The organism is Rheinheimera lutimaris (assembly GCF_013283795.1).
In the GTDB taxonomy this organism is placed as follows: Bacteria; Pseudomonadota; Gammaproteobacteria; order Enterobacterales; family Alteromonadaceae; genus Alishewanella; species Alishewanella lutimaris.
In genome coordinates this window covers 263,884-289,126 of sequence record NZ_JABSOD010000001.1, presented here as the reverse complement: position 1 = coordinate 289,126, position 25,243 = coordinate 263,884, and the positions used below count along the sequence as shown (strand labels likewise).

Genomic DNA, 25,243 nt, shown 5'->3' with positions numbered 1-25,243 from the left:
TCAGGCTTGTTGGTGTTAAGTAAGCAGCATCATAGCGTTTTTATAACTTGTTACAACTTTGTATTGTCAGCCGTTTGGCATCAGTGCTGCAACAGCGTAGTATTGAGCTGCGTAACATATGTAACCTAACCAGGATAATAACAATGAAAAAACTTACCTTAGCTGCCGCTTCTGTGGCGTTGGCACTTGGCCTTACGGCGTGTAACAAACAGGATCCTGCTCAAACACAAACTGCGGCTGCCGCTGAAGTTAAAGCGCCGTTGGTGTCTGGTATAGACCAGCAATACTTTGACCCGGCAGTAAAATTCAGTGAAGACTTCTTCCTGGCAGTAAACGGTAAATGGTTGGCCGAAACGCCAATTCCTGCCGATAAAGCCTCTTACGGCTCGTTCCACATTCTGAATGACAATTCACAGCAGGCCGTAAAAGCTATTATTGACGAAGTATCGGCCCGTAGCGATTTAAAAGCCGGCTCTGATGAACAGAAGCTGGGCAGCTTCTACAACAGCTTTATGGATGAAGCCACTATTGAAAAATTGGGCTTAAGCCCGCTGGCACCGCAGTTGGATGCTATTAAAGCCGTTACCGACAAAGCGCAACTGGCGCCGTTATTTGCCAGCCTGCAGCGCGATGGTGTGGCCATTCCGTTTGGCTGGTTTGTCAATAACGACGCAAAAAACTCATCTGAGTATGCCGTATATCTGGGCCAGGGCGGCTTAGGTTTGCCAGACCGTGATTACTACTTTAAAGACGATGAAGCCTCATTAAAGCTAATTGCCGATTACAAAGCCTATTTAGCTGACATGTTTAGCCTGGCCGGTAACACCGATGCCGCAGCTGCAGCAGAACGTGTTTATGCGCTGGAGAAAGCGCTGGCAGAGCACCACTGGACACGGGTAGAAAGCCGTAACGCCGACAAAACCTATAACAAAATTGCTGCGACAGAGCTCGATAGCCAAATGGGTAGCTTTGATTGGGCTGCTTTTGCCAATGGCGCAAAAATTGCCGGTGTAACTGACATTATTGTGCGTCAGCCGAGCTACTTCGAAGGTTTTGCCAAGGTGCTGGACAGCACGGACTTGCAAAGCTGGCAGGATTATTTAACCAGCAAAACCATTAACAGCTACGCCGATAAACTCAGCAGCAATTTTGCCGGGCGTCGTTTTGCTTTTTACGGCACCACCTTAAGCGGTATTGAGCAACAACAACCACGCTGGAAACGGGCGGTTGATGCCTCAGATCAAGTGCTGGGCGAGCTGACCGGTAAGTTGTATGTAGAGCGCCACTTTAAACCGGAAGCCAAAGCGCGTATGGAAGAGTTGGTTGCCAACCTGATTAAAGCCTACGAAATCTCGATTAAAGAGCTGGAGTGGATGACCGAAGAAACCAAAGTGGCGGCGCTGGAAAAACTCAGTACCTTTACGCCAAAAATTGGTTATCCGGACAAATGGAAAGATTACTCAGCACTGGAAATTAAAGCGGATGACTTAGTCGGTAACTTTGTCCGTGCCAGCCACTGGGCGTATGACGACATGATCAACAAGCTGGGTAAGCCAATCGACAAGAGCGAATGGTTTATGACGCCACAAACGGTAAATGCCTACTACAACCCGGTAAATAACGAAATTGTATTCCCGGCAGCTATTTTGCAACCACCATTCTTTAATATGGCAGCAGATGATGCGGTAAACTACGGTGGTATCGGTGGTGTTATCGGCCATGAAATCGGCCACGGTTTTGACGACCAGGGTGCCAAGTACGACGGCAACGGTAATCTGCGCAACTGGTGGACCGAGCAGGATAAAATGCAGTTCCAGGCACGCGGCGCCAAGCTGATAGGCCAGTACAATAAGTTTGAACCTCTGCCTGGCCTGAGCATCAACGGCGCCCTGGCGCTGGGAGAAAACATCGGCGACCTGGGCGGTATGACAGTTGCGCTGAAAGCCTATAATTTGTCACTGGAAGGCAAAGAAGCGCCGGTAATGGATGGCTTTACCGGCGAACAACGTTTCTTTTTAAGTTGGGCTCAAGTGTGGCGCTCGCAGTATCGTGAAGAAGCGTTAAAGCGTCAGTTAAGCACCGGACCACACTCACCGGCGCATTACCGCGTTATCGGTGTGCTGCCGAATATTCCGCAGTTTTACACTGCCTTTGATATTAAAGAAGGCGATGCGATGTATATTGCACCGGAGCAGCGCGTTAAGATCTGGTAATTACCCGTCGTCTAATATTTTTCTGCTACACTGCACAGGCTGAGTAGGTGACTACTCAGCCTTTTGTTTTTTATGATGTAGTGTTTGGCTTTAGCCCGCCGGTTGCAATTCCCGCTCCGGCTCGCCACAGCAACTCGCCCTACTGCCTGCGGCAGGGCTCAGACACTCTGTGGCGCCCGGCTCGGGATTCCAACCTCAGTCATAGATAGCGAGGTCAGACCACTATAACAAAGAATATATAACATCCGGTTTTATATTCACCGTATTTATACCCACTATAAGTAGGGTGGTTAACGGCCTGATGTCAATCTGGCCCGAATTTTCATATAATTACGCCCATTCATTCTAAGAATGACGCCGCAGTAGCAAGACTGCCGGCAACGACCAAGAGGATCATACTGTGCTACAACAATATCGCGAACATGTGGCCGAGCGCGCAGCGCAAGGTATACCGCCAAAACCGCTCAATGCAGAGCAGGTAGCCGCCTTAGTTGAACTGTTAAAAAATCCGCCAAAAGGCGAAGAAGACACCTTAGTAGATTTACTGGTAAACCGTGTACCACCTGGCGTGGACGAAGCGGCTTACGTTAAAGCCGGCTTTTTAGCCGCGCTGGCCAACGGCGAAGTGTCAAGCAGCCTGATCAGTGCCGAATATGCCACTGAGCTGTTGGGCACCATGATGGGTGGCTACAATATTCAGCCGTTAATCAGCCTGCTGGATAACGACAAGCTGGCACCTATTGCCGCCAAAGCGCTGTCGCACACCTTGCTGATTTTCGATGCCTTCCATGATGTGACCGAAAAAGCTGACGCCGGTAATAAGTATGCCAAACAGGTAGTACAAAGCTGGGCTGATGCCGAGTGGTTTGAAGCCAAGCCGGCCTTAGCAGAAAAAATTACTGTTACCGTATTCAAAGTGTCAGGCGAAACCAACACTGATGACTTATCACCGGCACCGGATGCCTGGTCACGACCTGATATTCCGCTACATGCCTTAGCCATGCTGAAAAATGCCCGTGAAGGCATTAACCCGGATCAGCCGGGTACTGTAGGCCCGATTAAGCAATTAGATGAGCTGAACAAAAAAGGCTTCCCGCTGGCTTATGTTGGTGACGTAGTCGGTACCGGTTCATCACGTAAATCAGCGACTAACTCCGTGCTGTGGTTTATGGGTGACGATATTCCTTACGTACCAAACAAGCGCGGCGGTGGCTTTGTACTGGGCGGCAAAATTGCACCTATCTTCTTCAATACTATGGAAGACTCTGGTGCACTGCCAATTGAAGTAGACGTGTCCAAGCTGGAAATGGGTGACGTGATCGACATTCTGCCGTTCGAAGGCAAAGTGGTTCGTCACGGTAGTGGTGAAGTGCTGGCAGATTTCAGTCTGGCAACTGACGTATTAATTGACGAAGTGCGTGCCGGTGGCCGTATTCCGCTGATTATCGGCCGTGGCTTAACGGACCGTGCGCGTGAATTTTTAGGCCTGGATCATTCAGATAAATTCCGTCGTCCGCAAGCTAAAGCTGATTCTGGCAAAGGCTTTACGCTGGCGCAGAAAATGGTGGGTAAAGCTTGCGGCGTAAAAGGTGTACGTCCGGGCACTTACTGTGAGCCACGTATGACGACAGTGGGCTCGCAGGATACTACCGGCCCGATGACGCGTGATGAGTTAAAAGACTTAGCCTGTTTGGGCTTCTCGGCCGATTTAACCATGCAGTCATTCTGTCACACTGCCGCTTATCCGAAGCCGGTTGACGTTGATACCCACCATACGCTGCCGGATTTCATTATGAACCGTGGCGGTGTATCACTGCGTCCTGGCGATGGTATTATCCACAGCTGGTTAAACCGTATGTTACTGCCGGATACCGTAGGTACCGGTGGCGACTCGCACACCCGTTTCCCGATTGGTATTTCCTTCCCGGCCGGTTCTGGTTTAGTGGCTTTTGCTGCCGCTACCGGTGTTATGCCACTGGATATGCCGGAATCAGTACTGGTGCGCTTTAAAGGCGAAATGCAACCTGGTATTACTCTGCGCGACTTAGTGCATGCTATTCCGTACGTTGCTATCCAAAAAGGTTTGTTAACCGTTGATAAGAAAGGCAAGAAGAACATCTTCTCCGGCCGTATTCTGGAAATCGAAGGTTTACCAAACTTAACAGTAGAGCAGGCGTTTGAGTTATCAGATGCCTCTGCTGAGCGCTCTGCTGCCGGTTGTACTATTAAGCTGTCAGATGCCTCTATTGCTGAATACTTAGAATCAAACATTGTTATGTTGAAATGGATGATTTCTGAAGGTTACGGCGATGTGCGCACTATTGAGCGTCGTATTAACGCGATGCAGGCTTGGCTGAAAGATCCGCAGCTGATGTCTGCTGATGCCGATGCTGAGTACAGTGAAATTATCGAAATTGACCTGGCTGATATTAAAGAGCCGGTACTGTGTGCACCGAACGATCCGGACGATGCGCGCTTACTGTCTGACGTAGCCGGCGACAAGATCGACGAAGTGTTTATCGGGTCTTGTATGACCAACATCGGCCACTTCCGCGCGGCCGGTAAGTTGCTGGATAAATACAAAGGCCAGTTGCCAACCCGTCTGTGGATTGCCCCACCAACTAAGATGGACCAGGCGCAGTTAACTGAAGAAGGCTACTACAGCATTTTCGGTAAAGTAGGTGCCCGCACTGAAATGCCGGGCTGTTCACTGTGTATGGGTAACCAGGCACGTGTAGCAGAAAACTCAACAGTAGTGTCTACCTCTACGCGTAACTTCCCCAACCGTTTAGGCCAGGGTGCTAACGTGTACTTAGCCTCAGCTGAGTTGGCGGCGGTAGCTTCTATCATCGGTAAGTTACCAACGGTAGCCGAGTATCTGGAATATGCGAAGCAAATCGATGCTACCGCAGCCGATACTTACCGTTACCTGAACTTCCACCGCATGGAGCAGTACACCAAAAAAGCGGATAACGTGATTATCCAGCAAGCGGTGTAATTACAGCTATGTTGCTAAAGGCCTGCATTTGCAGGCCTTTTTTCTGCTCGCTAATATACCGCTACCAGCTACAATTTTAGCAGCGACCGGCTGAAAGATTATTTGCGCGGGCGGAATTGCAACGCCCACCGGGCTCGACACAGTAACTCGCGCCCGCTGTGCGTTCGCTCAGACACCCTGTGTCGCCCCATTGGGGATGCAAACCCGCCAGGGAGAAGCTGCGCAAATAACCATCAGCCTATTTCTTCGTATGGATAACATGTATGGAATACGACTTTATTTATGACCGTAATACCTTGCAGTTCAGCATTCGCTTAGCGGCTGAGCATGAGGTACTCGGCCGGTTTTTGCTGGATGAGTTTGGCCAACACGCTGAAGCCTATGTGCCGCTGCTACAGCAGCTAAGTGCGCTAAAACCGCGCCAAAGCATGCAGTATCAGGGCAAGGAGTTTTTGCTGGAGGTAGAAAACGGTGAAGTGACCTTAAGCCACAACACGCTGTTTTATACCGGCACAGAACATTTGCCACAGCGGCAGCAAGATAAGCTGGCTGACGATGATTTACAGCTGGACGAGCAGGGTATGCAAACCCAATGCGGGCTGGAAGATTTACTGAAACTGCTGCGTGAATGGCAGCAGTTTTTGGCAGACTAACCGCTATAACCAGCGGTCCTGACGTTTGGCACCTGGCTTAAACACCGACGAAAATGCTTGCATGCGGGCTTTTAGCAAGTTGTCTCTGCCGCTATCACTGCGACAATAAATAAGGTCACCCGGGCCTACATATTTGCTCCAACAGCGATAAAAAATAGCGGCTTGCTCTTTGGTAACCGCCAACCGTTGTGGTACGGCATGATAGTCGTCACGCGCCATGCCCCAAAAACTGCCGGCCCGGATCACCAGGTATCTGGGGTTATCGATTGGCGCAAGAATTTCGTGCAAGCAATCAGCAAACAAGGAAGATTCATAAAAAGTACTGCCTTGCAGGGCAAGAAAGACATTGCCACATTCTAACTCAACAGTGCTTACCTTTAACCGTCTAAAGGGAGTACTGATATGGCCGGTTTGACATAGTGCCTCGGTCAACGCCATACCAATTTGCTTTAAGCTACCATCTATCGGTAAATGCCGCAGCAATATTTTAACGGTGCGCACCGTAGTAGGCAGCAAATACAGCATACCGCCGACAACGCAGAGCATAAAAGCGGCCAGCATAATTGACAGCCCAGCCCGCGCCATATGCAGAGATAACGCCGACCCCATAACAACCAATAGCATTAGTTGGGCCAGCAGATACTTAAAGGTTTTTGCGGTATGGAACCAGCGGATGGCTGGTATTTTTTCGCTACTTACGCCGGGGGCAACCTGGGCCTGATGATCCAAGGTTAGTGCCTGCTGCCAGCGCTGTTGCAGCTGAGAAAACTGTTGTAGCCTGCTGCGCATAGTTTGATTACTGGTACGGATCAGTTCTACCTGCCGCTTGCTGTCTGGCAGTTTCTCCAGCTCAGTGGCTTTGAGTCGGGCAAAACCGCTTTCTATGCTACTTTTACGCTCGGATAAGCCGACAAAGGTGTCAAAGCGGCGTGCCAGATCTTGCAAGTCCTGTAAGCCATAAAACGAGCGGGTATCGACAGCCAGCAGATGCCAGATACTACTGGCCTTGTCGGGCACATTGTTGTCCAGCCGGATCGCCCGGCCGCGCATTTGGTTTGTCAGCATAAAAGAGCCGACAGAGGTCGCCAGGATCAGTGAATTGACTACCGGTGCGTCCCAGCCCTCACCTAACAAAGCCCGGGTACCGACCAACAGCTGAATTTGGCCACGGTTTAACAACAGAGTAAATAAACTGGTCTGCTGGTTTAACGGCCCGCTGAGCTTGCTGTACTGCGCAGCGGCGGGAAAGGCGCTGGCAGTCAGTTTCAGCTGTTGAAGTTCAGCGGCGAGCTTTGTTACTAAAGCCGTGGGTAACAGGCTAAGCCGGCCTGTTAGTAACGCCATCGCTGGTACTGTTTCGGTTGCTTGAGACAGTGCCTGAAATACCGGCCAGGCGCCAAGCGAAGGTTCGCCGCTATCGGTACCGGTAGCTAGCTGCTCGTCCCGGATATAATCGGTTAAAATTACCTGACGCAAGCTAGACTGGCGCAGGCGATACTCCAGTTGGTGGATTTTTACGCAAGCGGTTATCTTGGCCGGGTTAAGTGCCAACGCCCGCTGCAATTGTGGGTTCGTCTGCAACAACAGCTCGCGCTTATACAGCAGTTGACTGGCACTAAGTTGGCGTCTTAACCCGGCTATATACTCTTGCTGTTGTTTGTCAGCGGCAAAATCAGCAGAAAACAGCACCGCTTGCAGCAGTATTTGCCAGTTTCGTCTGTCCAGTTTCAGGATGTCACGTGGTTGAAAATCCAGTATTTGCAGCAAACCCAGTGGCAGATGCTGCTGGCGGGCGGCTAAAAATGCCAGCAGGGCCGCCGCCAGCTCTGGTGCGGGTAAAATATCACGGGCGCTGATAGTGCTGTTCAGCCATTTGTGCTGCGCCAGTAAGCGGTTAAATTCAGCTTGCACAAACAGGCTGTCACACAGGGCGACAACCTTATCGTCATGCGCAGCAAACTGCTGTTGCTGGCTTTCGCTGATGGCTTCGGTCCAAACATAATCCTGATGAGGGCACAAGGTGCCGGCTTTAACCAGCTCAGGCACTGAAATCTCTTCGTCAACCGGGCCGCACAATTGCTCATAACGTTGCCAATTATGGCTTTGTGCATCATAAGGTGGTGTGGCGGTAAGTGACACTAACACCAACTCTGGCATCTCAGAGGATAACGCATCTAATACACGCCACCACTCATTCGTTAGGTGGTGTGCCTCATCCAGAATAAGCACGCCAATATGATGTTGTTGCAGTGCTGAGATCAAGCATTCAACTTCAGTGTTATCTAATGCTTGGGGTTCAGTTTCAGCTGCTTCAGTCTCGGAATCGGATTCGGATTCGGATTCGCTGCTGTCCTTTGATGCAGTGCCAGCCAGTTGCCAGTGCAGTGCCTGATAGGTCACAGATGTTAGTACGCCGGGAGCTCGTATATCAGTACTGACCCAGCAAGGCGGAAACTGGCTATTTTGCCCGGAAAAGTCTGACAGACGCAGTAGCCATTGATCCCGGATCACCCGGGTAGGAGACATCACCAGCGTGTTTTTCTGCAGCAGGCGGAATACCTCAAGCCCCAGGCTGGTTTTGCCGGCGCCTGGCGCCGCAACTATATGCAAACGCTTATCGGCTAAGTGGCTGTGTACGGCGTCCAGCACGCGTTGCTGGTAAGGCCGCCATGAGTAGCGAAATAACAGTTGGCTAAAAGGCAAAGTTGAGCATCCTGCAGAATTTCCGGCTGCAGATAGTACATAGTGTGGTTACGAAATTGCAACCTTGAGCCAGTGCTACAACTGCACTTGCACGGGGAAAAAACGCACCATTAAGGTGCGTTTTTTTTCGTCAATACCACGCGGTTTTATTTAAGTTGTTGATATTTATTGTTAAGTTAAAAGTGGCACAAGGTTTTCTTGTCTATTGTGCAATCGCACAAGAAAAGTAAAAGGAAAACGCTATGAAGCTTGTATGTGCCATCATCAAGCCGTTTAAACTGGACGATGTACGCGAAGCCATTGCTGACATTGGGGTAGAAGGTTTAACGGTAACAGAAGTAAAAGGTTTCGGCCGTCAGAAAGGACACACCGAGTTATATCGTGGTGCTGAGTATCAGGTTGATTTTCTGCCAAAGGTAAAACTGGAAATTGCCACGCTGGATGATCAGGTAGACCGCTTAATTGAGGCTATTCAGAAAGCGGCCCATACCGGTCGTATCGGCGACGGTAAAATTTTCGTTTATGACCTGGAACAAGCTGTGCGGATCCGCACCGGCGAATCTGACGCTGAAGCCATATAAGGAGCTGTTATCATGCAAGAGCAAATTTATCACTTACAATATGCCATGGACACCTTTTACTTCCTGATTTGCGGAGTATTAGTGATGTGGATGGCTGCCGGTTTTTCTATGTTGGAAGCTGGCCTGGTGCGGGCAAAAAATACCACCGAAATCTTAACTAAAAACGTCGCCCTGTATTCCATTGCTTGCATTATGTATTTGGTTTGCGGTTACGCTTTTATGTACGGTGGCGAGTTCTTCTTAAGTGGTATCAATGCGGTTGATGTTGATGCCACGCTAACCAGTTTCGCTGAGCGTGAAGACGGCTTCACCGGCGGTGCGGTGTATTCAACAGCCTCTGATTTCTTCTTCCAGGTAGTGTTTGTCGCTACGGCTATGTCGATTGTTTCCGGCGCGGTGGCAGAGCGCATGAAGCTGTGGGCGTTTTTAGCTTTTGCCGTAGTAATGACCGGCTTTATCTATCCGGTACATGGCTCATGGACCTGGGGCGCCAGTGGTATGTTTGGTATTAACCTGGATGATCAGTTTGGTTTCTCTGATTTTGCCGGCTCAGGCATAGTGCATATGGCCGGAGCTGCTGCGGCGCTTGCCGGGGTATTACTGCTGGGTGCGCGCAAAGGTAAGTACAGCAAAGAAGGTAAAGTGAATGCCATCCCGGGTGCCAATATGCCGCTTGCCACCATAGGCACACTGATTTTATGGATGGGTTGGTTTGGTTTTAACGGTGGCTCGGTATTAAAGCTGGGTGATATCAGCAACGCCAATGCTGTTGCAGTAGTATTTTTAAACACTAACGCTGCCGCAGCTGGTGGTGCTATCGCAGCGCTGGCGTTGTCTGTTGTTTTGTTCCGTAAAGCAGATTTAACCATGGCATTAAACGGTGCTTTGGCCGGCTTGGTAGCGATTACCGCTGAACCCTCTACACCGTCAGCACTACAGGCAACCTTATTCGGTGCTATTGGCGGCGTGTTAGTTGTAGCGTCTATTATTGGCCTGGACAAACTGAAAATTGACGATCCGGTGGGCGCTATTTCTGTGCACGGTGTCGTGGGCTTATTGGGTTTGTTATTGGTGCCGCTGACTAAAGAGGGTACCACCTTTGTGGGCCAACTGATTGGTGCCGCTGCTATTTTTGCCTGGGTTTTTATTACCAGCCTGGTGGTATGGTATGTGTTGAAACTGGTTATGGGCATTCGTGTTAGCGAAGAAGCCGAGTATGAAGGCGTGGATGCGTCAGAGTGTGGTATTGAAGCCTACCCTGAATTCGTCGCGTCGGTAAAGTAAGCAGCCCGGAAAGAGTTGGTGGAACTTTTCGGGAGCGGGCGAGCGAGGGTTTAGCAGCTGAAACTGCTACTTCCCCCGCAAGCTGAACGTCACCACCAAACTACGTCTATCCTTGTCCTTTGTCTTTTTATCTGACACCCCGTGCCGTTTGGCGCGGGGTTTTTTTATGCTTTTTACAGATTTTTGGAAATCGCTTTCTAATTAAAAATTCTTTTAAATCAATTTATTGCTTTTGCTTCCTTGTGTTTAAAGGAAAATAGTTTAGTAAACGTTTACCTTGTATGTTATAAATTCTGTCGCCATAAATGGTCAGGCACTTTCAGGTGATAAGTATTAAGCATGTCCGGGTGAGTCATGTTTAAACCTAAACTATCCCTGCAGCTGCCGGCAACCGGCGACAGATAAAACAATAACAAGTGATATCGACAGGGGTAGGAAATGACAACAAACTTCAAATTAACCGTTATGGCGCTGGCCATAGCGCAGTGCTTTGCTATACAAAATGTGCAGGCGCAAACTACAGCACAGCCTCAGGTAACTGAGCCTGCAGACGCTGCGGACCAGGTAGAAACTATCGTGGTAAGGGGCTTTGGCGCCACGTTAAGCAAGTCTTTACAGCAAAAGAAATTCGCGGAATCCAGCGTTGAAATTATCTCTACCGATGATCTTGGTCAATTGCCGGATGTAACCATCGCGGATGCGCTGGCGCGTTTACCCGGCGTGGCTGCGGAACGTGACCGCGGTAATGCCAGCAGTTTATCTATCCGTGGCCTTGGCCCCCGGTTGAATATCGCTACCATGAACGGGCGCGAAATTGTCAGCGCCGAACCCAGCCGTGATGTGCGCTACGAGCAGTTCCCGGCCGAGTTAATCAACTCGGTTGAAGTGTATAAAAGCCCGATGGCTAACAATGTTGAAGGTGGTATTGCCGGCCTGGTTAATATGAATTTTATCAGCCCGTTGTCGCGCGATACAAGGTTGATTAGCCTTAGCGGCAACCTGATGCAGTATGATTTGGGCGATGATTTAAGCGGTGCTGACAGCAACGGTAAAAAGGCGGCTTTTGCCTATGTGGATAAGTTAAGCGACAACTTTGGCGTAGTGTTTGGCGTGTCTTACCAGGATCAGCCGTCAGTACAGCGCGGTACCGAATTTTACTCGTACAATAACAACCCGGCCGAGCAGGGCGATATCAATGAAGATGGTATTACTGAAGCCGCGCCCTGGGGCGGTAAAAGCGGCACCAAAGTAGGCAATATTGAACGTCTTGGTATGCTGACCATTCTGGAATGGGAACCCACCGACCGGTTAAATCTGAAATATGATTTGTTCTACTCGCAGTTTGATATTGAAGAGCGCGAAGATCAGTTTTGGTTTGACGGCTGGGGTAACTGGCAGGGCTCAAACAACTGGGGCTATCAGAATTCAGCTTCGGCACCGACCATTATCAGTAAAGATGATGGTTCGCAGCAGCTCACCGGCGGCGGCATTTTATGGGGCGCGCATTCTGTTAATAATGCTACCTGGTTTCAGGAAAATGAGCTTATCAGCACCGGCTTAAAGAGTATATGGACCGGTGATGTTTGGACTGTTTCGGCCGATGTTGGTTACTCTGAAGCCAGCATTAAATCGCGTTGGGTAAATATTACTTCAGACTATACCGGCCCGACGCCGCTGGATGTTCGTTGGAATAACACCGGTGAGCAACTGCAAATTTGGGTGGACGACCATATCAGCCAGCCGGAAAACTATGTAATTTCCGGTATGAATGTTGACACTGACCGTGACCTCACTGATGAAATGGTCAGTTTAAAGCTGGATTTTGAGCGCAGCGTCGATTGGGGCGTGTTTGAAACCTTAGTGTTGGGCGGACGTGTTACCGATCGGGATAAAAACAACGATGTTATCAGTTGGTGGCAGCAACCTGTTGCTGATCACGGCCTGAGCAATTACGGCTACAGCTATGCCATTGGAGGCGATTTTGTCTCGCCTGACTTATACGGCTTTAACAACTGGAGTCAGGTTGCACAGCAGGGCTTTGGCGGTATTGATGATCGTAGTCAGTACGAAAAAGGGCCGCTGGATTTAGCCGGTAGCTGGCGGGTAGAAGAAACCAACAGTGCCGCTTATGCCATGCTGAAAATGGTTGGCGAAATAGGCAGCATTCCATACACCGGTAATGTTGGCCTGCGCTATGTGCATACCTCATCTACCTCTTCCGGTTATCAGTTAATGAATAGCACCGATTACTCGCCGGTAATTGATGAGCACAGCTACAGCGAAATTCTGCCGTCGCTGAATATGGTGTTCTCGTTGACAGAGGAAGCACAGCTGCGTCTGGGCTTGTCGCGCGCCATGTCACGTCCGCCGTTAATTGAGATGCGCTCAGGCTTTGAGCTCAATACGCAGCAAGATGGCGTAAATACAGGCTCTGGCGGTAATGCTAAGTTAAATCCTTTTGTCGCAGATCAGCTGGATTTAGGTCTGGAATACTACTGGAACGAAGATACTGCAGCTGCGGTATCGGTGTTCTTTAAAGATTTAAGCAGCCACATTGGTGTTAGCGTAGAAAAAGTTACCGTAGATGGCACTGAATACGACTTTACCCGGCCGGTAAATGGCGATGGTGGCCAGATCCGCGGTTTTGAACTGATGTACCAGCAGGCCTTTAAAATGCTGCCAGGCTGGCTGGATGGTTTAGGTGTCTATGCCAACTACTCGTTTACTGACACTAATATTACCGAGTTTACTCCGGTAGCCAACCCGTTCCCGCTGGGTGGTTTATCGCGCCATGTTGGCAGCGCTACGCTTTGGTATTACCGCGCAGGTTTCGATGCCAAAGTGTCGTACAACTACCGCAGCGCCAATACCTCAGTTGGCAGTTGGGGTACCACCGAAATGACGCGCACCCGCGCTGAAAACACCGTGGATGCCAGTATTTCTTACGAGTTTACCGAAAACTTTAAAGTGATGCTGCAGGGCCAGAACCTGACCAACGAGTTGTCGCTCAGTTACTTTGACAACGATCCAAGCCGCCCGGCGCATTACCGCGAATGGGGCCGTCGTTACCTGTTGGGCTTCCAGCTAACCATGTAAAACCACCGGCCCGCTGTGTCGTTGCAATGGGCCGTCTTCAGCGGATATTAGCATTATGGCTCAGCATATTTTAATTACCGGTGCCTCGTCCGGCATTGGCCGCGCTTTGGCCGTTAAGCTGGCAGCTGCGGGTTACCGGCTTAGCTTATGTGGCCGTAGCAGCGACAAACTGGCACAAACACAGGCTTTACTGGCACTGGATGCACCGGTATTTGCCCGTGCATTTTGCTTAAACAGCACGGACGCAGGCGCGCAGATAGCAGCCTTTTGTGCTGAGGCAGAGGCTGAACACGGCGCTGTGGATATGCTGATTAACTGTGCCGGAGCTAATACCGCACGCCATAGTGCTGAGCAACCGCACTGGCAGGAATTACAGCAGATGATGCAGTTAAATTTTTATGCACCGGTTAATTTTATCGCACAGTTGGTGCCGCAAATGCGCCTACGCGGCAGTGGTGTGGTGCTGAACGTGCTGTCAACGGTGTGCCTGTTTGCTAATGCCAACCTGGCGTCGTACAGCGCCAGCAAAGCCGCGCTGGACAGCTATAGCAAGGTGTTGCGCAAAGAGCTGCATAACAGCGGTGTTAAGGTGCTTTCGCTGTATCCGGGTGGGGTGAATACCGCGTTTCGCGCCAACGTTAACCCGGATTATTTATCGGCTGATGACGTGGCAGATGCTGCTATCAGTATGTTGCTGGCGCCGCCTCAGGTGCATTTACATGAGTTGGTGATTCGGCCGCAAAGCGAACAGAACTTTTGTTAAACCGGTGCTTTATCAGTTAATCAATTTCAGAAGGATACCAAGCGGGTGAAGTTTTCATTTTTCTTTTTATGTATCGCCTTAAGCTTGCTGCAAGGCTGCAGCAAAACCACAGAGCCACAGCAGCAGAGTACCAGGCCGCTGGTTAAAATTGAAGCAGACCAGCAAGCAGTCAGCCAGCGAATAACGTTAAATAAAGACTGGCTGTTTGCCAAAGCCTCTGGTGCCGACGCGATGCCACAAAGTGCAGACTGGCAACCTGTGTCGCTGCCGCACACGCCGCAAATAGAGCCTATGCTGGTAAATAACCAATGGCAGGGCATTGCCTGGTATCAGAAAACCCTGAGCTGGCAAGCCGATTGGCAGGACAAAGCAGTACTGTTACGCTTTGAAGCGGCAATGAACGTAGCGGAAGTATTTTTAAATGGCGAGCAAATTGGCCATCATCTGGGCGGCTATTTACCTTTTACGCTGGATTTAACCGAAAAGTTAGTCCCAGGCGGGGACAACCTGCTGCAGGTGAAACTGGATAACCGTGATAACCCGGTTACCGGGCCTAAGCCATTAGCCCAACTGGATTTTAACACCTACGGCGGCCTGTACCGTGATGTGAATTTGCTGGTAAAGGATGCACTGCATATCAGCGATGAAATGCTGGCCAATGAAACCGCCGGTGGCGGTATCTTTGTGACATATCCGCAAGTAAGCGCAGAGCAGGCGACGCTGAACATTCAAACCCATCTGGTTAACCGTTACAGTGAAAGCCAACAACCGGTGTTGCAGCAACAACTGTATTATCAGGACCAGTTGGTGGCAGAGGTGAGCAGCGACACGACTCATTTAACAGCCGGCAGCGCAGCGCATATACAGCAACAGCTTATTGTTCATGAGCCGAAACTGTGGCATCCGGCCAGCCCTCATCTGTATCAATTGCGCACCTCACTGTATCTGGATGGCAAATTACTGCAACAACAGCACACCCGTTTGGGTATTCGTAGCTTTGCTTTTAATGCTCAGCATCAATTGCTGATTAACGGCGAAGTTACCTTTTTGCGCGGCGTTAACCGGCACCAGGAATATCCGCACGTTGGTTATGCTACTTCTGCTGCAGCCGATTACCGCGATGCGGTAAAAATCAAATCTGCCGGCTTTGACTATGTGCGTCTGTCGCATTACCCGCATTCGCCGGCCTTTATGGCTGCAGCCGATGAGCTGGGACTGATGTTAATTGATGCTATTCCGGGCTGGCAATATTACTCGGCAGAGCCGGCGTTTGAGCAGCAGATTGTGCAAACCTGCCGCGATATGATCCGACGTGATCGCAACCATGCCAGTGTACTGGCGTGGGAATGCTCGCTGAATGAGTCAGATATGCCGGACAATTTTATTGCCACGCTGCACAATACGGTAAAGCAGGAATATCCTGGTGCCTATTCTGCCGGCTGGCAGCACGGCTTTGATATGTACCTGCAGGCACGTCAGCACCGGCAAATGCACTACGAAACACCAACTCAGCCTTATAATGTGTCTGAATACGGTGACTGGGAATACTACGCGCAAAATGCCGGGTTACAGCAAGATAGCTGGGCCGATTTAAAAGAAGAAGAACGTACCAGCCGTCAGTTACTGCGCCACGGTGAAGCGCGTTTACTGCAACAAGCGCTAAACCTGCAGGAAGCGCACAACGACAACCTGACTACACCCGCCTTTGCCGATGGCTACTGGGTAATGTTCGATTACAACCGTGGTTATGCCGATGATCTGGAAGCGTCCGGCATTATGAGCCTGTACCGCTTACCCAAATACAGCTATTACTTTTTCCAAAGCCAGCGCAGTGCTAAGCAAATATCCGACAACTATGCTTCAGGCCCTATGGTGCATATTGCCAGTGAGTGGCGCGAAGGCTCTTCAACTAAGGTGCGGGTATTCAGCAATGCTGATGAAGTAGAGCTGTGGCTAAACGATACAATGATTGCGCGGCAAAAACCGGCAACAGGCCCTTTTGCCACGCATTTGCCGCACCCGCCGTTTGAATTTGACGTAAAACAATTTACGCCAGGCACATTGAGCGCCAAAGCTTTTATTAATAACCAACCGGTAGCACAGCATAGCGTGACAACACCCGGTGACGTTGCAGCACTGCGGATAACGCTGGACAGCAGCGGTATGGCACCGCAAACCGGCGTTAACGATCTGGTGTTTGTTTATGCTGAGCTAACCGACAGCCGCGGTAACCTGGTGCCGTTAAACGATAAACTGATTAAATTCAGCCTGGCCGGTGATATTCATCTTGTTAACCCTGAACCGGTGCTGACAGAGCAGGGCAAAGCCGCGATATTGGTGCGCATTGGTGACTCGCTGCAAGGCGCGGCTATCAGTGCTTATAGTGATGATTTTAATATTGTCAGCAGCGAATTGGCTTTGGCAGCCAAAGCTGCAAGCGGAGAAACAAAATGAGCCAACGTATTTTAGTAACCGGCGGTGCCGGCTATATCGGCTCGCACACCTGCCTGGCGCTATTGCAAGCCGGTTTCAGTGTGGTTGTGGTAGATAACCTGAGCAACAGTAATCGCGAAGCGCTGCGCCGTGTAGAGCAGCTTAGCAGCAGAACCATCAGCTTTTATCAGGCCGATATACGCGATAAAAGCGCGCTGCAGGCTATTTTTGCCACCGAGCAACCGGATGCGGTAATCCACTTCGCCGGTGCCAAAGCGGTGGGCGAATCTGTAGCTAAGCCATTGTTTTACTACGACAACAATGTTAATGCCTCCGGCGTATTGCTGGCAGTAATGCAGCAGTTTAATGTTGGAACTATAGTATTCAGCTCATCAGCTACCGTATACGGCGACCCGGTGTCAGTACCTATCCGGGAAGATTTCACCTTGCAACCTACCAACCCTTATGGCCGCAGTAAGCTGATGGTTGAGCAAATGCTGGCAGATCTGGTGGTGGCTGCACCGCAATTCAGCGCTGTTATTTTGCGTTATTTTAACCCGGTAGGCGCGCATGAATCCGGCCGTATCGGTGAAGACCCCAACGGTATACCGAATAACCTGATGCCGTTTATCAGCCAGGTGGCGGTAGGGCGGCGCCCCGAGCTGGCGGTATTTGGTAATGATTACCCCACCACAGATGGTACCGGCGTGCGGGACTATATTCACGTTTGTGATTTAGCCGACGGCCATGTTAAAGCTCTGCAGCAGTTTTTTAACAGTGGTGGCTGTCATATTTTCAATTTAGGCACCGGCAGCGGCGTCTCTGTACTGCAAATGCTTAATGCCTTTGCTGCCGCCAGTGCTAAGCCCATTCCGTACCGTATTGCTCCACGCCGGCCGGGCGATATTGCCGCCTGCTATGCCGATGCCACCCTTGCTAATCAGCAGTTGCACTGGCGCGCTACGCGTGACCTTGAGGCTATGGTGCATGACAGCTGGCGCTGGCAGCAGCAGAATCCGCAGGGTTATACCGGCACCGATCAACAAGCTGATCTCCTTTAATAACACAGTAGCAGGAACGTCGTTATGTCTGAATTTAATGCTAAAGATCATCCGCACCGCCGTTATAACCCGTTAAGCGGCGACTGGGTATTGGTATCGCCGCACCGGGCTAAACGGCCATGGCAGGGCCAGATTGAAGAAGTCAGTAGCGAGGCGTTGCCTTCTTATGACAGCAGTTGCTTTTTGTGCCCGACCAATACGCGGATTAACGGTGAAGTAAACCCGGCCTATAACAAGCCTTATGTGTTTACCAACGACTTTGCTGCCCTGATGCAGGACACCCCGGATTACCGGCGCAGTGATGATGACTTGTTTGTACTGAAAGCTGAACGCGGCACCAGCCGGGTCATTTGTTATTCGGCAGATCACAGTAAAACCATGCCTGAGCTGAGTGTCAGTGAAATTGCTGACGTAGTGAGATGCTGGATCGCACAATACCGGGACTTGTCTCAGCACTATACGTGGGTGCAGGTATTTGAAAACAAGGGAGCTATTAATGGCTGCTCTAACCCGCATCCACACGGCCAGATTTGGGCCGCCAGCTCAGTACCTACGTTACCGGCGAAGGCAGACAGCGCGCAGCGCGACTATCTGGCCAAACATGGCAAAAACCTGCTGTTGCATTATGCCGGCCAGGAGTTGCAAAGCGGCGAGCGTACCGTGGTAGAAAACGAACACTTTCTGGTGGTGGTGCCGTTTTGGGCCAGTTGGCCGTTTGAAACTCTGCTGCTGCCCAAGCGGCATGTCGTGCGGATGGAGCAGCTTACTGACAGTGAGCAACTGGCACTGGCTGATATTCTGCAACAGTTGACCATCCGTTATGACAACCTGTTTCAGTGCTCCTTCCCGTACTCAATGGGCTGGCATGGCGCGCCATATAACGGTGACAGTAACGAACACTGGCAGCTTCATGCGCACTTTTATCCGCCACTGCTACGCTCGGCCAGTATTAAAAAGTTTATGGTGGGTTATGAAATGCTGTCGGAAACCCAGCGCGATATGACACCGGAACAAGCGGCAGAGCGGCTGCGGGCTTTAAGCAATCAACATTACAAACAACAGCAGAGAGGCTGAGATGAGTTTAGTTCAGCAGGTTCAACAGGCATTCGCCAGGCAGTTTCAGCACAGTGCCGCTTATGTGTTTCGGGCACCGGGCCGGGTAAATTTAATTGGTGAACACACCGACTACAACGACGGTTTTGTGCTGCCCTGCGCCATTAATTACGACACTGTCGTGGTAGCCAATAAACGTGATGACAAGCTGGTACGCGTGCTGGCGCTGGATTATGGCATGCAGTTGGACGAGTTCAGTTTAAATGCACCTATAGCCAAACATTCTCAGTGGCAGTGGGCTAATTATGTGCGCGGTGTAGCCAACAGTCTGCTGCAGCAAGGCTATGACTTACAGGGCTGCGATCTGGCCATCGGCGGCAATGTGCCGCAGGGCGTTGGTTTAAGCTCTTCTGCTTCACTTGAGGTAGCGTTGGGATTAACGTACTGCACTCTGGCGGGTATTGATATTTCGCCGCGCGATAACGCGCTGAACGGCCAGCACGCCGAGAACCATTTTGTTGGCTGTAACTGCGGCATTATGGACCAGCTGATCTCTGCCTGTGGCCGGCAAGGCCAGGCCTTGCTGATAGATTGCCGCAGCTTAACTGCACAGCCGGTGCCATTGCCAACAGGTATGGCGGTGATGATTATTAACTCTAATGTTAAACGTGGCCTGGTAGACAGCGAATACAACACCCGCCGCGCACAGTGCGAGCAGGCGGCCGCCGCCTTTGGCGTAAAAGCACTGCGCGATGTCAGCTGGCAGGCGTTTTTAGCCGGCCAAAGCAAGCTGGAGCCGCTGGTAGCCAAACGGGCGCGCCATGTAGTAAGCGAAAATGAGCGTACTGAGCAGGCTGCTGTGGCCCTGGCGCAGAATGACATTGCTACTTTAAGCCGCTTAATGGCGCAGTCGCATCAGTCAATGCGCGATGATTTCGAAATTACTGTACCAGCGATAGATGAGCTGGTGACGATGATCAACCACCTTGTCGGCACTAACGGCGGCGTGCGGATGACCGGCGGTGGCTTTGGCGGCTGCGTGGTAGCGCTGGTGCCGCAGGCGATGGTTGAGGCGGTAACAGCCACTGTAGCGGCAGAGTATCCGGCGAAAACCGGTTTGGTTGCCGATGTGTTTGTTTGTACGCCAAGCCAGGGTGCTGAGCAGGTATTGCTGTGACAGCGTCGGGCCAATATAACAGCCTGTCGCCACTGCACTTAACCGATGGCAAAGGCGTGGAGCTTGAATTGCTGCCGTTTGGCGCCACCATCAGCGCCATTCGGGTAGACGGGCATCAGGTAACCCTGGGCTATGCGGCACCAGAGCTGTTTTTGCACGACAGTTTTTATCTTGGCGCCAGCATCGGCCGTTTTGCCAACCGCATTGCTAATGGCCGTTGCCAGTTAAATGGCCAGCAGCTGACACTGAATGTGAATAACGCCAGCCATTGTTTGCACGGCGGCAGCATAGGGTTTAACCGTGCAGCCTGGCAAGTGCTGCAACTGGCAAAAAACAGTGCTGAGCTGTATTACTGCGCCGCCGACGGCGAGCAGGGCTTTCCCGGGCGGTTAGAGGTATGGCAAGAAATTACAGTACAAGATGGTGCTATCAGCATGCGTTTTCGCGCCCGGGCCGATAAAGACACGCTGATCAATCTGACTAACCATTGCTACTTTAACCTTAATACCGACGGCAGCAGCATTGAGAATCATCAGTTGCAGCTTAACGCCGGGCATTATTTACCTACCGACAGCAGCAGTATTCCCACCGGCCAGTTGCACGCCGTAACCGGCAGCGCCTTTGATTTTCTAAGTCCGCGCACTATCGCTGATGCTTTAGCGCAGGGTGATATACAGCTGCAGCAGGCATCGGGTTTTGACCATTGTTTTGTTACTGCGGCTCAGCCTTATAACGCGCTGCATCAGCAGGCGCAACTGCATTCAGGCCAAAGCGGCCTGACATTAACGGTACACAGCACTCAGCCCGGCATACAGCTTTACAGTGGCAATTTTCTGGCGGCGCCTTTTTCACCACGTCAGGGCTTGTGTCTGGAAGCGCAAAACTGGCCGGATGCACCGAACCAAAGTGGTTTCCCGTCGGCAGTGCTGGCGCAGGGCGACTGGTACGTGCAGGAAATTATTTACAGTTTTCAATAATATAAAAATATTCCGGCCCCATGGCTGGCTTTGACAGGATAGCAGGAAGAACCATTATGACATTAACCAACTTAGACCTGACCATACTGGTCTGTTATGTGCTTGGGCTGTTGTTAATAGCTTATGCCGTATCACGCGAGAAAGCCGGCCACAGTAAAGACACCAACGACTACTTTCTGGCCGGAAACAGCCTGCCCTGGTGGGCAATAGGTGCATCTCTAATTGCGGCTAATATTTCTGCCGAACAGATTATCGGGATGTCCGGTTCCGGCTACGCTATTGGTTTGGCCATCGCATCTTATGAATGGATGGGCGCTATTACGCTGATTATTGTCGGTAAATACTTTTTACCCATTTTCTTAAAACGCAAAATTTACACCATGCCGCAGTTTTTACAGCAGCGCTTTGATAACCGCGTGCGCACTACTATGGCACTGTTTTGGCTGGCGGTGTATGTGTTTGTAAACCTGACTGCTGTGCTATGGCTGGGGGCACTGGCGATTAACACGGTAACCGGTGTTAGCTTAACTAACAGCATGTTATTGCTGGCGGGTTTGTCGGTAGCGTACTCACTGTACGGCGGCTTAAAAGCAGTGGCCTTTACCGATATTATTCAGGTGGTGCTGTTGGTAGCCGGTGGCCTGTTTTTATCTTATATGTCGCTGCAGGCGCTGGGTGATGGCAACGGTATCTGGTCTGGTTTCAGCCGCTTAATGAGCGAAGCGCCGGACAAGTTCGATATGATTTTAACGCCGGACAACCCGCATTATATCAGCCTGCCCGGTATTTCTGTGCTGATTGGCGGCATGTGGGTAATGAACCTGAGTTACTGGGGCTTTAACCAATATATTATTCAGCGTACTCTGGCGGCGAAAGATCTGGCCGAAGCGCAAAAAGGCATCGCCTTTGCCGCGTTTTTAAAGCTGTTAATGCCGGTTATTGTGGTACTGCCGGGCATTGCCGCTACCTTATTACTGCCGGCGCTGGATAAACCGGATCAGGCCTATCCGCAGCTAATGAGTATGATGCCATCCGGCATTAAAGGGCTGATTTTTGCTGCGTTAGTGGCCGCTATTTTATCCAGCCTGGCGTCGATGACTAACAGCATTGCCACCATTTTTACCATGGACATTTATTCGCAGTTAAAACCGGCGAAAAGCCAAAAGCACTATGTATTTGTTGGCCGTGCCGTCAGCCTGCTGGCACTGGCTGTAGCCCTGATGACGGCTAAACCGCTGTTGGGCGAATTTGATCAGGCGTATCAGTATATTCAGGAATTTACCGGCTTCTTTACGCCGGGCATAGTGGTGCTGTTTATGCTGGGTATGTTCTGGCGCCGTACTACACCGCTGGCGGCCTTGCTGGCGGCTATCGGCAGTGCAGTGTTATCGCTGTTATTTAAATTGTTCTGGCCTGAGCTGCCGTTTATGGACAGGGTCGGGCTGGTGTTTATCAGCTGTCTGTTGCTGGCAATAGCGATATCGCTGTATCAAAACCAGGGCGAGCAGCCCAATGCGGTGCAGCTGGACGATATTCAGTTTAGTACCCGCAGCAGCTTTAACTTGTCGGCTGCTATTGTCAGCCTGATCCTGGTGGCGTTTTACGCTGCCTGGTGGTAACAACAGGAGCCATAACAATGAGAAAAATCAGTTTAATTACTACAGTACTGGCCGCGCTGTTACATAGCGCAGTTCAGGCGGATACCGTGGCGGTAACCGATGGCGTAATGCACTGGCAAAACGGCGCGAGGCAGGGAGAAGAGGTTGCTCTGTTCGGCGTAAATTACAGTGCGCCCTTTGCTTACGGTTATCGCGCATTGGCGCGCCTGGGTGTTGATCACAAACAGGCGATAGATATGGATGTGGCGCACATTGCCAGATTAGGTCTGGACGCCTATCGTATTCACCTGTGGGATCGCCAGTTAGCCGATGTTGACGGCAACCTGCTGCAAAACGAGCATCTGGCGTTGTTTGACTATCTGCTGTTTAAGCTCAGGCAGCATAATATTAAAGCCATTATTACGCCGATTGGCTGGTGGGGCAGCGGTTATCCTGAACCCGACCCGGACGAGCAAAGCTTTGCCACCCTGTTTACTAAGTCGCAAATGAACCAATCGACCAAAGCGATAGCGGCGCAGCAAAACTACCTGACTCAAGTTCTGACGCATATAAATCCCTACACCGGTGTCAGTTATGCCGATGATCCAACCGTTATCGCTTTCGAGCTGTTTAACGAGCCGAAACATGAGACACCGGCGGCACAAAGTGCAGCCTATATTGAAAAATTAATTGCCACCGTGCGCGCGGCCGGGGTAACCAAACCGCTGTTTTATAACACCAGCGAGCAGGGTAATGATCAAGCCTTTGCCACGGCGCTGTGCAACAGCAGTATAGATGGCGTAGCCTATCAGTGGTACCCGACCGGTTTGGTAAAAAACCATACTATTCTGGCCAATATGCTGCCGGCAGTAGCGCGCTATACCAACCCTTTTACTGCCATCAGTGCTTGTAGCAGCAAAGCAAAAATGGTGTATGAGTTTGACGCGGCAGACGTTGCCAGCACGGTAATGTACCCGGCTATGGCGCGTAGTTTCCGTGCGGCCGGATTTCAGTGGGCAACCCAGTTTGCTTATGATCCGGCAGCGATGGCGCATACCAATTCAGATTACAACACGCATTTTCTTAACCTGTTGTATACACCTGGCAAAGCCATCAGCTTAATGATAGCGGCTGAGGCCTTTCGGCGTTTGCCACGGGCGCAAGACAGCGGTGATTACCCCGCCAGCAATCAGTTTGGCGGTGTCAGTTTAGATTACGCTGCTAATCTTAGTCTGCTGAATACTGATGACAAGTTTATCTACAGCAACAGTAATCAAGCCAAGCCGGAAAACAGCAAAAAACTGCAGCAAATTGCTGGTGTCGGCAGCTCTGTAGTGGCGCAGTACAGTGGCAGCGGTGCTTACTTTTTAGACAAACGCGCCGATGGTTTATGGCAACTGGAGCTGTATCCGGATTTACAGCCACTGCAGGACCCGCATCAAAGTGCCAGCCTGCAGCGCGAAGTGGCCAGGTTGTATCACAATCAACAACAGTTAAGCCTGCAACTGGCCGATTTAGGTCAGCGTTTTTACGTTAAAGGCCTTAACGACGGTAACAACCTCAGTACTCAGGCCAAAAACGGCACGGTAAGCTTAACGCCGGGCATTTATTTGCTGGCTAAACAGCCATCACAGCTAAAGCAGGTTGATAGCAAGCTGAGCTATTTATTGCCAAAAACAGCGACCTCAGAGCTAAGTGTGTACCATCAGCCACAGCGCCAGGCCAGCCTGAGCGACGATATTCAGTTCAGCCTGCAGTTAGGTGCAAATGAAGCACCGGAAAAGGTCGAGCTGATGCTGCGCTATGTCGGCCACCGTAATTTTACTGCCTTGCCAATGCAAGCTGCTGCCGGTGGTATTTACCGGGTAGCCCTGCCGAAAACACCGGTCTGGCAACAAAGCGGCCTGCTGGAATACGCAGTAACGGTTACTACGCCACAGCAGCAGGTTACATTTCCCGGTAGCAGCCGGGGCTCTGCACAGCAATGGGACTTTGTACCGGCGATGCCGTACTGGAACCTGCAGCTGCAGCACCCTAATGCACCGGTAGCGCTGTTTGATGCCACGCTGGACCGACATAATAACCTGTACCCGAAAGACGAGAGGGTACGGCAGGATCTGGTTAGTGGCCAGCAAGGCAAAGGCCTGGCACTACGGCTGGCGATAGAAGATTTACAAGCCGGTGCGCCGGAACTGCTGCTGCGCACCACACCAGCGCCGGATAACAGCCTGCAACAGCGTGATTTAGCCGGGTACAACACCCTGGCAATAAAAATACGCGCAGTAAAGCAAAGCGAGCAAATTGAACTGGCGCTGCTGGATGCCGATGGCCTGGCCTTTGGTGCTGAGCTTAACGTAAGCACCGAGTGGCAATATTTGCTGCTGCCGCTAAGCACGTTACGTAGCACCGCAACGGCGATGCCGCAGGCGTTTCCGATGTTTATGCCGGCATTGTTACCTGCCGCACAAGCGGGGCAGGCCTGGCCGAAAAACAGCGATTTACGCCAGCTACAAGGAGTGCAATTGCGCTTTAACACCGGCGCTTATGGTGCTGGCGCACTTGGCGGCTGGCATGCGGTTGAATTGGCAGAAGTCAGTTTAATTAAGCGCTGAGCAAGCAGCGTTAAAATCTGCTTTTAGGGCGTTGTTGCTGT

General features: G+C 51.0%; 15 protein-coding genes. 14 read left to right on the top strand and 1 reads right to left on the bottom strand.

What is annotated here, in order from left to right; all coding sequences use genetic code 11:
- Positions 1–143: 143 nt before the first annotated feature.
- From HRH59_RS01260 to HRH59_RS01250, 3 genes are all read left to right on the top strand, one after another.
- Entirely contained in the window at positions 144–2,213 is a 2,070-nt protein-coding gene (locus tag HRH59_RS01260) for a M13 family metallopeptidase (RefSeq protein ID WP_173499448.1), read from the top strand.
- Between the two features lie 400 nt (positions 2,214–2,613).
- On the top strand, positions 2,614–5,211 hold the full coding sequence (acnB, locus tag HRH59_RS01255; RefSeq protein WP_173499447.1) for a bifunctional aconitate hydratase 2/2-methylisocitrate dehydratase: 2,598 nt from the start codon (positions 2,614–2,616) through the stop codon (positions 5,209–5,211).
- Between the two features lie 263 nt (positions 5,212–5,474).
- On the top strand, positions 5,475–5,864 hold the full coding sequence (locus tag HRH59_RS01250; RefSeq protein WP_173499446.1) for a YacL family protein: 390 nt from the start codon (positions 5,475–5,477) through the stop codon (positions 5,862–5,864).
- A gap of 3 nt (positions 5,865–5,867) precedes the next feature.
- Here the strand turns inward: HRH59_RS01250 and HRH59_RS01245 are convergent, their stop codons facing one another.
- Positions 5,868–8,567 carry a DEAD/DEAH box helicase family protein gene (locus HRH59_RS01245; protein WP_173499445.1) on the bottom strand — a complete coding sequence of 900 codons (2,700 nt, stop codon included), beginning with the start codon at positions 8,565–8,567 and terminating at the stop codon, positions 5,868–5,870.
- Positions 8,568–8,809: 242 nt separating this feature from the next.
- Here HRH59_RS01245 and glnK point away from each other — a divergent pair, with 242 nt between their 5' ends.
- From glnK to HRH59_RS01190, 11 genes are all read left to right on the top strand, one after another.
- On the top strand, positions 8,810–9,148 hold the full coding sequence (gene glnK / locus HRH59_RS01240) for a P-II family nitrogen regulator (protein WP_008217600.1): 339 nt from the start codon (positions 8,810–8,812) through the stop codon (positions 9,146–9,148).
- A gap of 12 nt (positions 9,149–9,160) precedes the next feature.
- Entirely contained in the window at positions 9,161–10,432 is a 1,272-nt protein-coding gene (locus tag HRH59_RS01235; RefSeq protein ID WP_173499444.1) for an ammonium transporter, read from the top strand.
- A gap of 438 nt (positions 10,433–10,870) precedes the next feature.
- Entirely contained in the window at positions 10,871–13,528 is a 2,658-nt protein-coding gene (locus tag HRH59_RS01230; protein WP_173499443.1) for a TonB-dependent receptor, read from the top strand.
- Between the two features lie 55 nt (positions 13,529–13,583).
- Positions 13,584–14,291 carry an SDR family NAD(P)-dependent oxidoreductase gene (locus HRH59_RS01225; RefSeq protein WP_173499442.1) on the top strand — a complete coding sequence of 236 codons (708 nt, stop codon included), beginning with the start codon at positions 13,584–13,586 and terminating at the stop codon, positions 14,289–14,291.
- Between the two features lie 45 nt (positions 14,292–14,336).
- Positions 14,337–16,745, top strand: coding sequence for a glycoside hydrolase family 2 TIM barrel-domain containing protein (locus HRH59_RS01220; RefSeq protein WP_331460140.1), 2,409 nt, complete (start codon positions 14,337–14,339; stop codon positions 16,743–16,745).
- Entirely contained in the window at positions 16,742–17,785 is a 1,044-nt protein-coding gene (gene galE / locus HRH59_RS01215; RefSeq protein ID WP_173499441.1) for a UDP-glucose 4-epimerase GalE, read from the top strand. Before HRH59_RS01220 ends, galE begins: the two co-directional genes overlap by 4 nt.
- A gap of 24 nt (positions 17,786–17,809) precedes the next feature.
- A complete protein-coding gene (locus HRH59_RS01210; protein WP_173499440.1) occupies positions 17,810–18,859 on the top strand; it encodes a UDP-glucose--hexose-1-phosphate uridylyltransferase in 1,050 nt (349 codons plus the stop codon).
- A gap of 1 nt (position 18,860) precedes the next feature.
- Positions 18,861–20,015, top strand: coding sequence for a galactokinase (gene galK, locus HRH59_RS01205; protein WP_173499439.1), 1,155 nt, complete (start codon positions 18,861–18,863; stop codon positions 20,013–20,015).
- Positions 20,012–20,992, top strand: a complete 981-nt coding sequence (locus tag HRH59_RS01200) for an aldose epimerase family protein (protein ID WP_173499438.1) — start codon at positions 20,012–20,014, stop codon at positions 20,990–20,992. The genes galK and HRH59_RS01200 overlap by 4 nt, the downstream gene beginning before the upstream one ends.
- Positions 20,993–21,048: 56 nt before the next feature.
- Complete coding sequence (locus HRH59_RS01195; protein WP_173499437.1) at positions 21,049–22,611, top strand: sodium/sugar symporter; 1,563 nt, start codon at positions 21,049–21,051, stop codon at positions 22,609–22,611.
- Positions 22,612–22,628: 17 nt separating this feature from the next.
- On the top strand, positions 22,629–25,202 hold the full coding sequence (locus HRH59_RS01190) for a glycoside hydrolase 5 family protein (RefSeq protein ID WP_173499436.1): 2,574 nt from the start codon (positions 22,629–22,631) through the stop codon (positions 25,200–25,202).
- Positions 25,203–25,243 lie beyond the last annotated feature (41 nt).

Bases quoted from the DNA above. Each gene is read 5' to 3' on its own strand.
- HRH59_RS01260 (WP_173499448.1), top strand. From the start codon at position 144: ATGAAAAAACTTACCTTAGCTGCCGCTTCTGTGGCGTTGGCACTTGGC.
- HRH59_RS01250 (WP_173499446.1), top strand. From the start codon at position 5,475: ATGGAATACGACTTTATTTATGACCGTAATACCTTGCAGTTCAGCATT.
- glnK (WP_008217600.1), top strand. From the start codon at position 8,810: ATGAAGCTTGTATGTGCCATCATCAAGCCGTTTAAACTGGACGATGTA.
- HRH59_RS01235 (WP_173499444.1), top strand. From the start codon at position 9,161: ATGCAAGAGCAAATTTATCACTTACAATATGCCATGGACACCTTTTAC.
- HRH59_RS01230 (WP_173499443.1), top strand. From the start codon at position 10,871: ATGACAACAAACTTCAAATTAACCGTTATGGCGCTGGCCATAGCGCAG.
- HRH59_RS01225 (WP_173499442.1), top strand. From the start codon at position 13,584: ATGGCTCAGCATATTTTAATTACCGGTGCCTCGTCCGGCATTGGCCGC.
- galE (WP_173499441.1), top strand. From the start codon at position 16,742: ATGAGCCAACGTATTTTAGTAACCGGCGGTGCCGGCTATATCGGCTCG.
- HRH59_RS01210 (WP_173499440.1), top strand. From the start codon at position 17,810: ATGTCTGAATTTAATGCTAAAGATCATCCGCACCGCCGTTATAACCCG.
- galK (WP_173499439.1), top strand. From the start codon at position 18,861: ATGAGTTTAGTTCAGCAGGTTCAACAGGCATTCGCCAGGCAGTTTCAG.
- HRH59_RS01195 (WP_173499437.1), top strand. From the start codon at position 21,049: ATGACATTAACCAACTTAGACCTGACCATACTGGTCTGTTATGTGCTT.
- HRH59_RS01190 (WP_173499436.1), top strand. From the start codon at position 22,629: ATGAGAAAAATCAGTTTAATTACTACAGTACTGGCCGCGCTGTTACAT.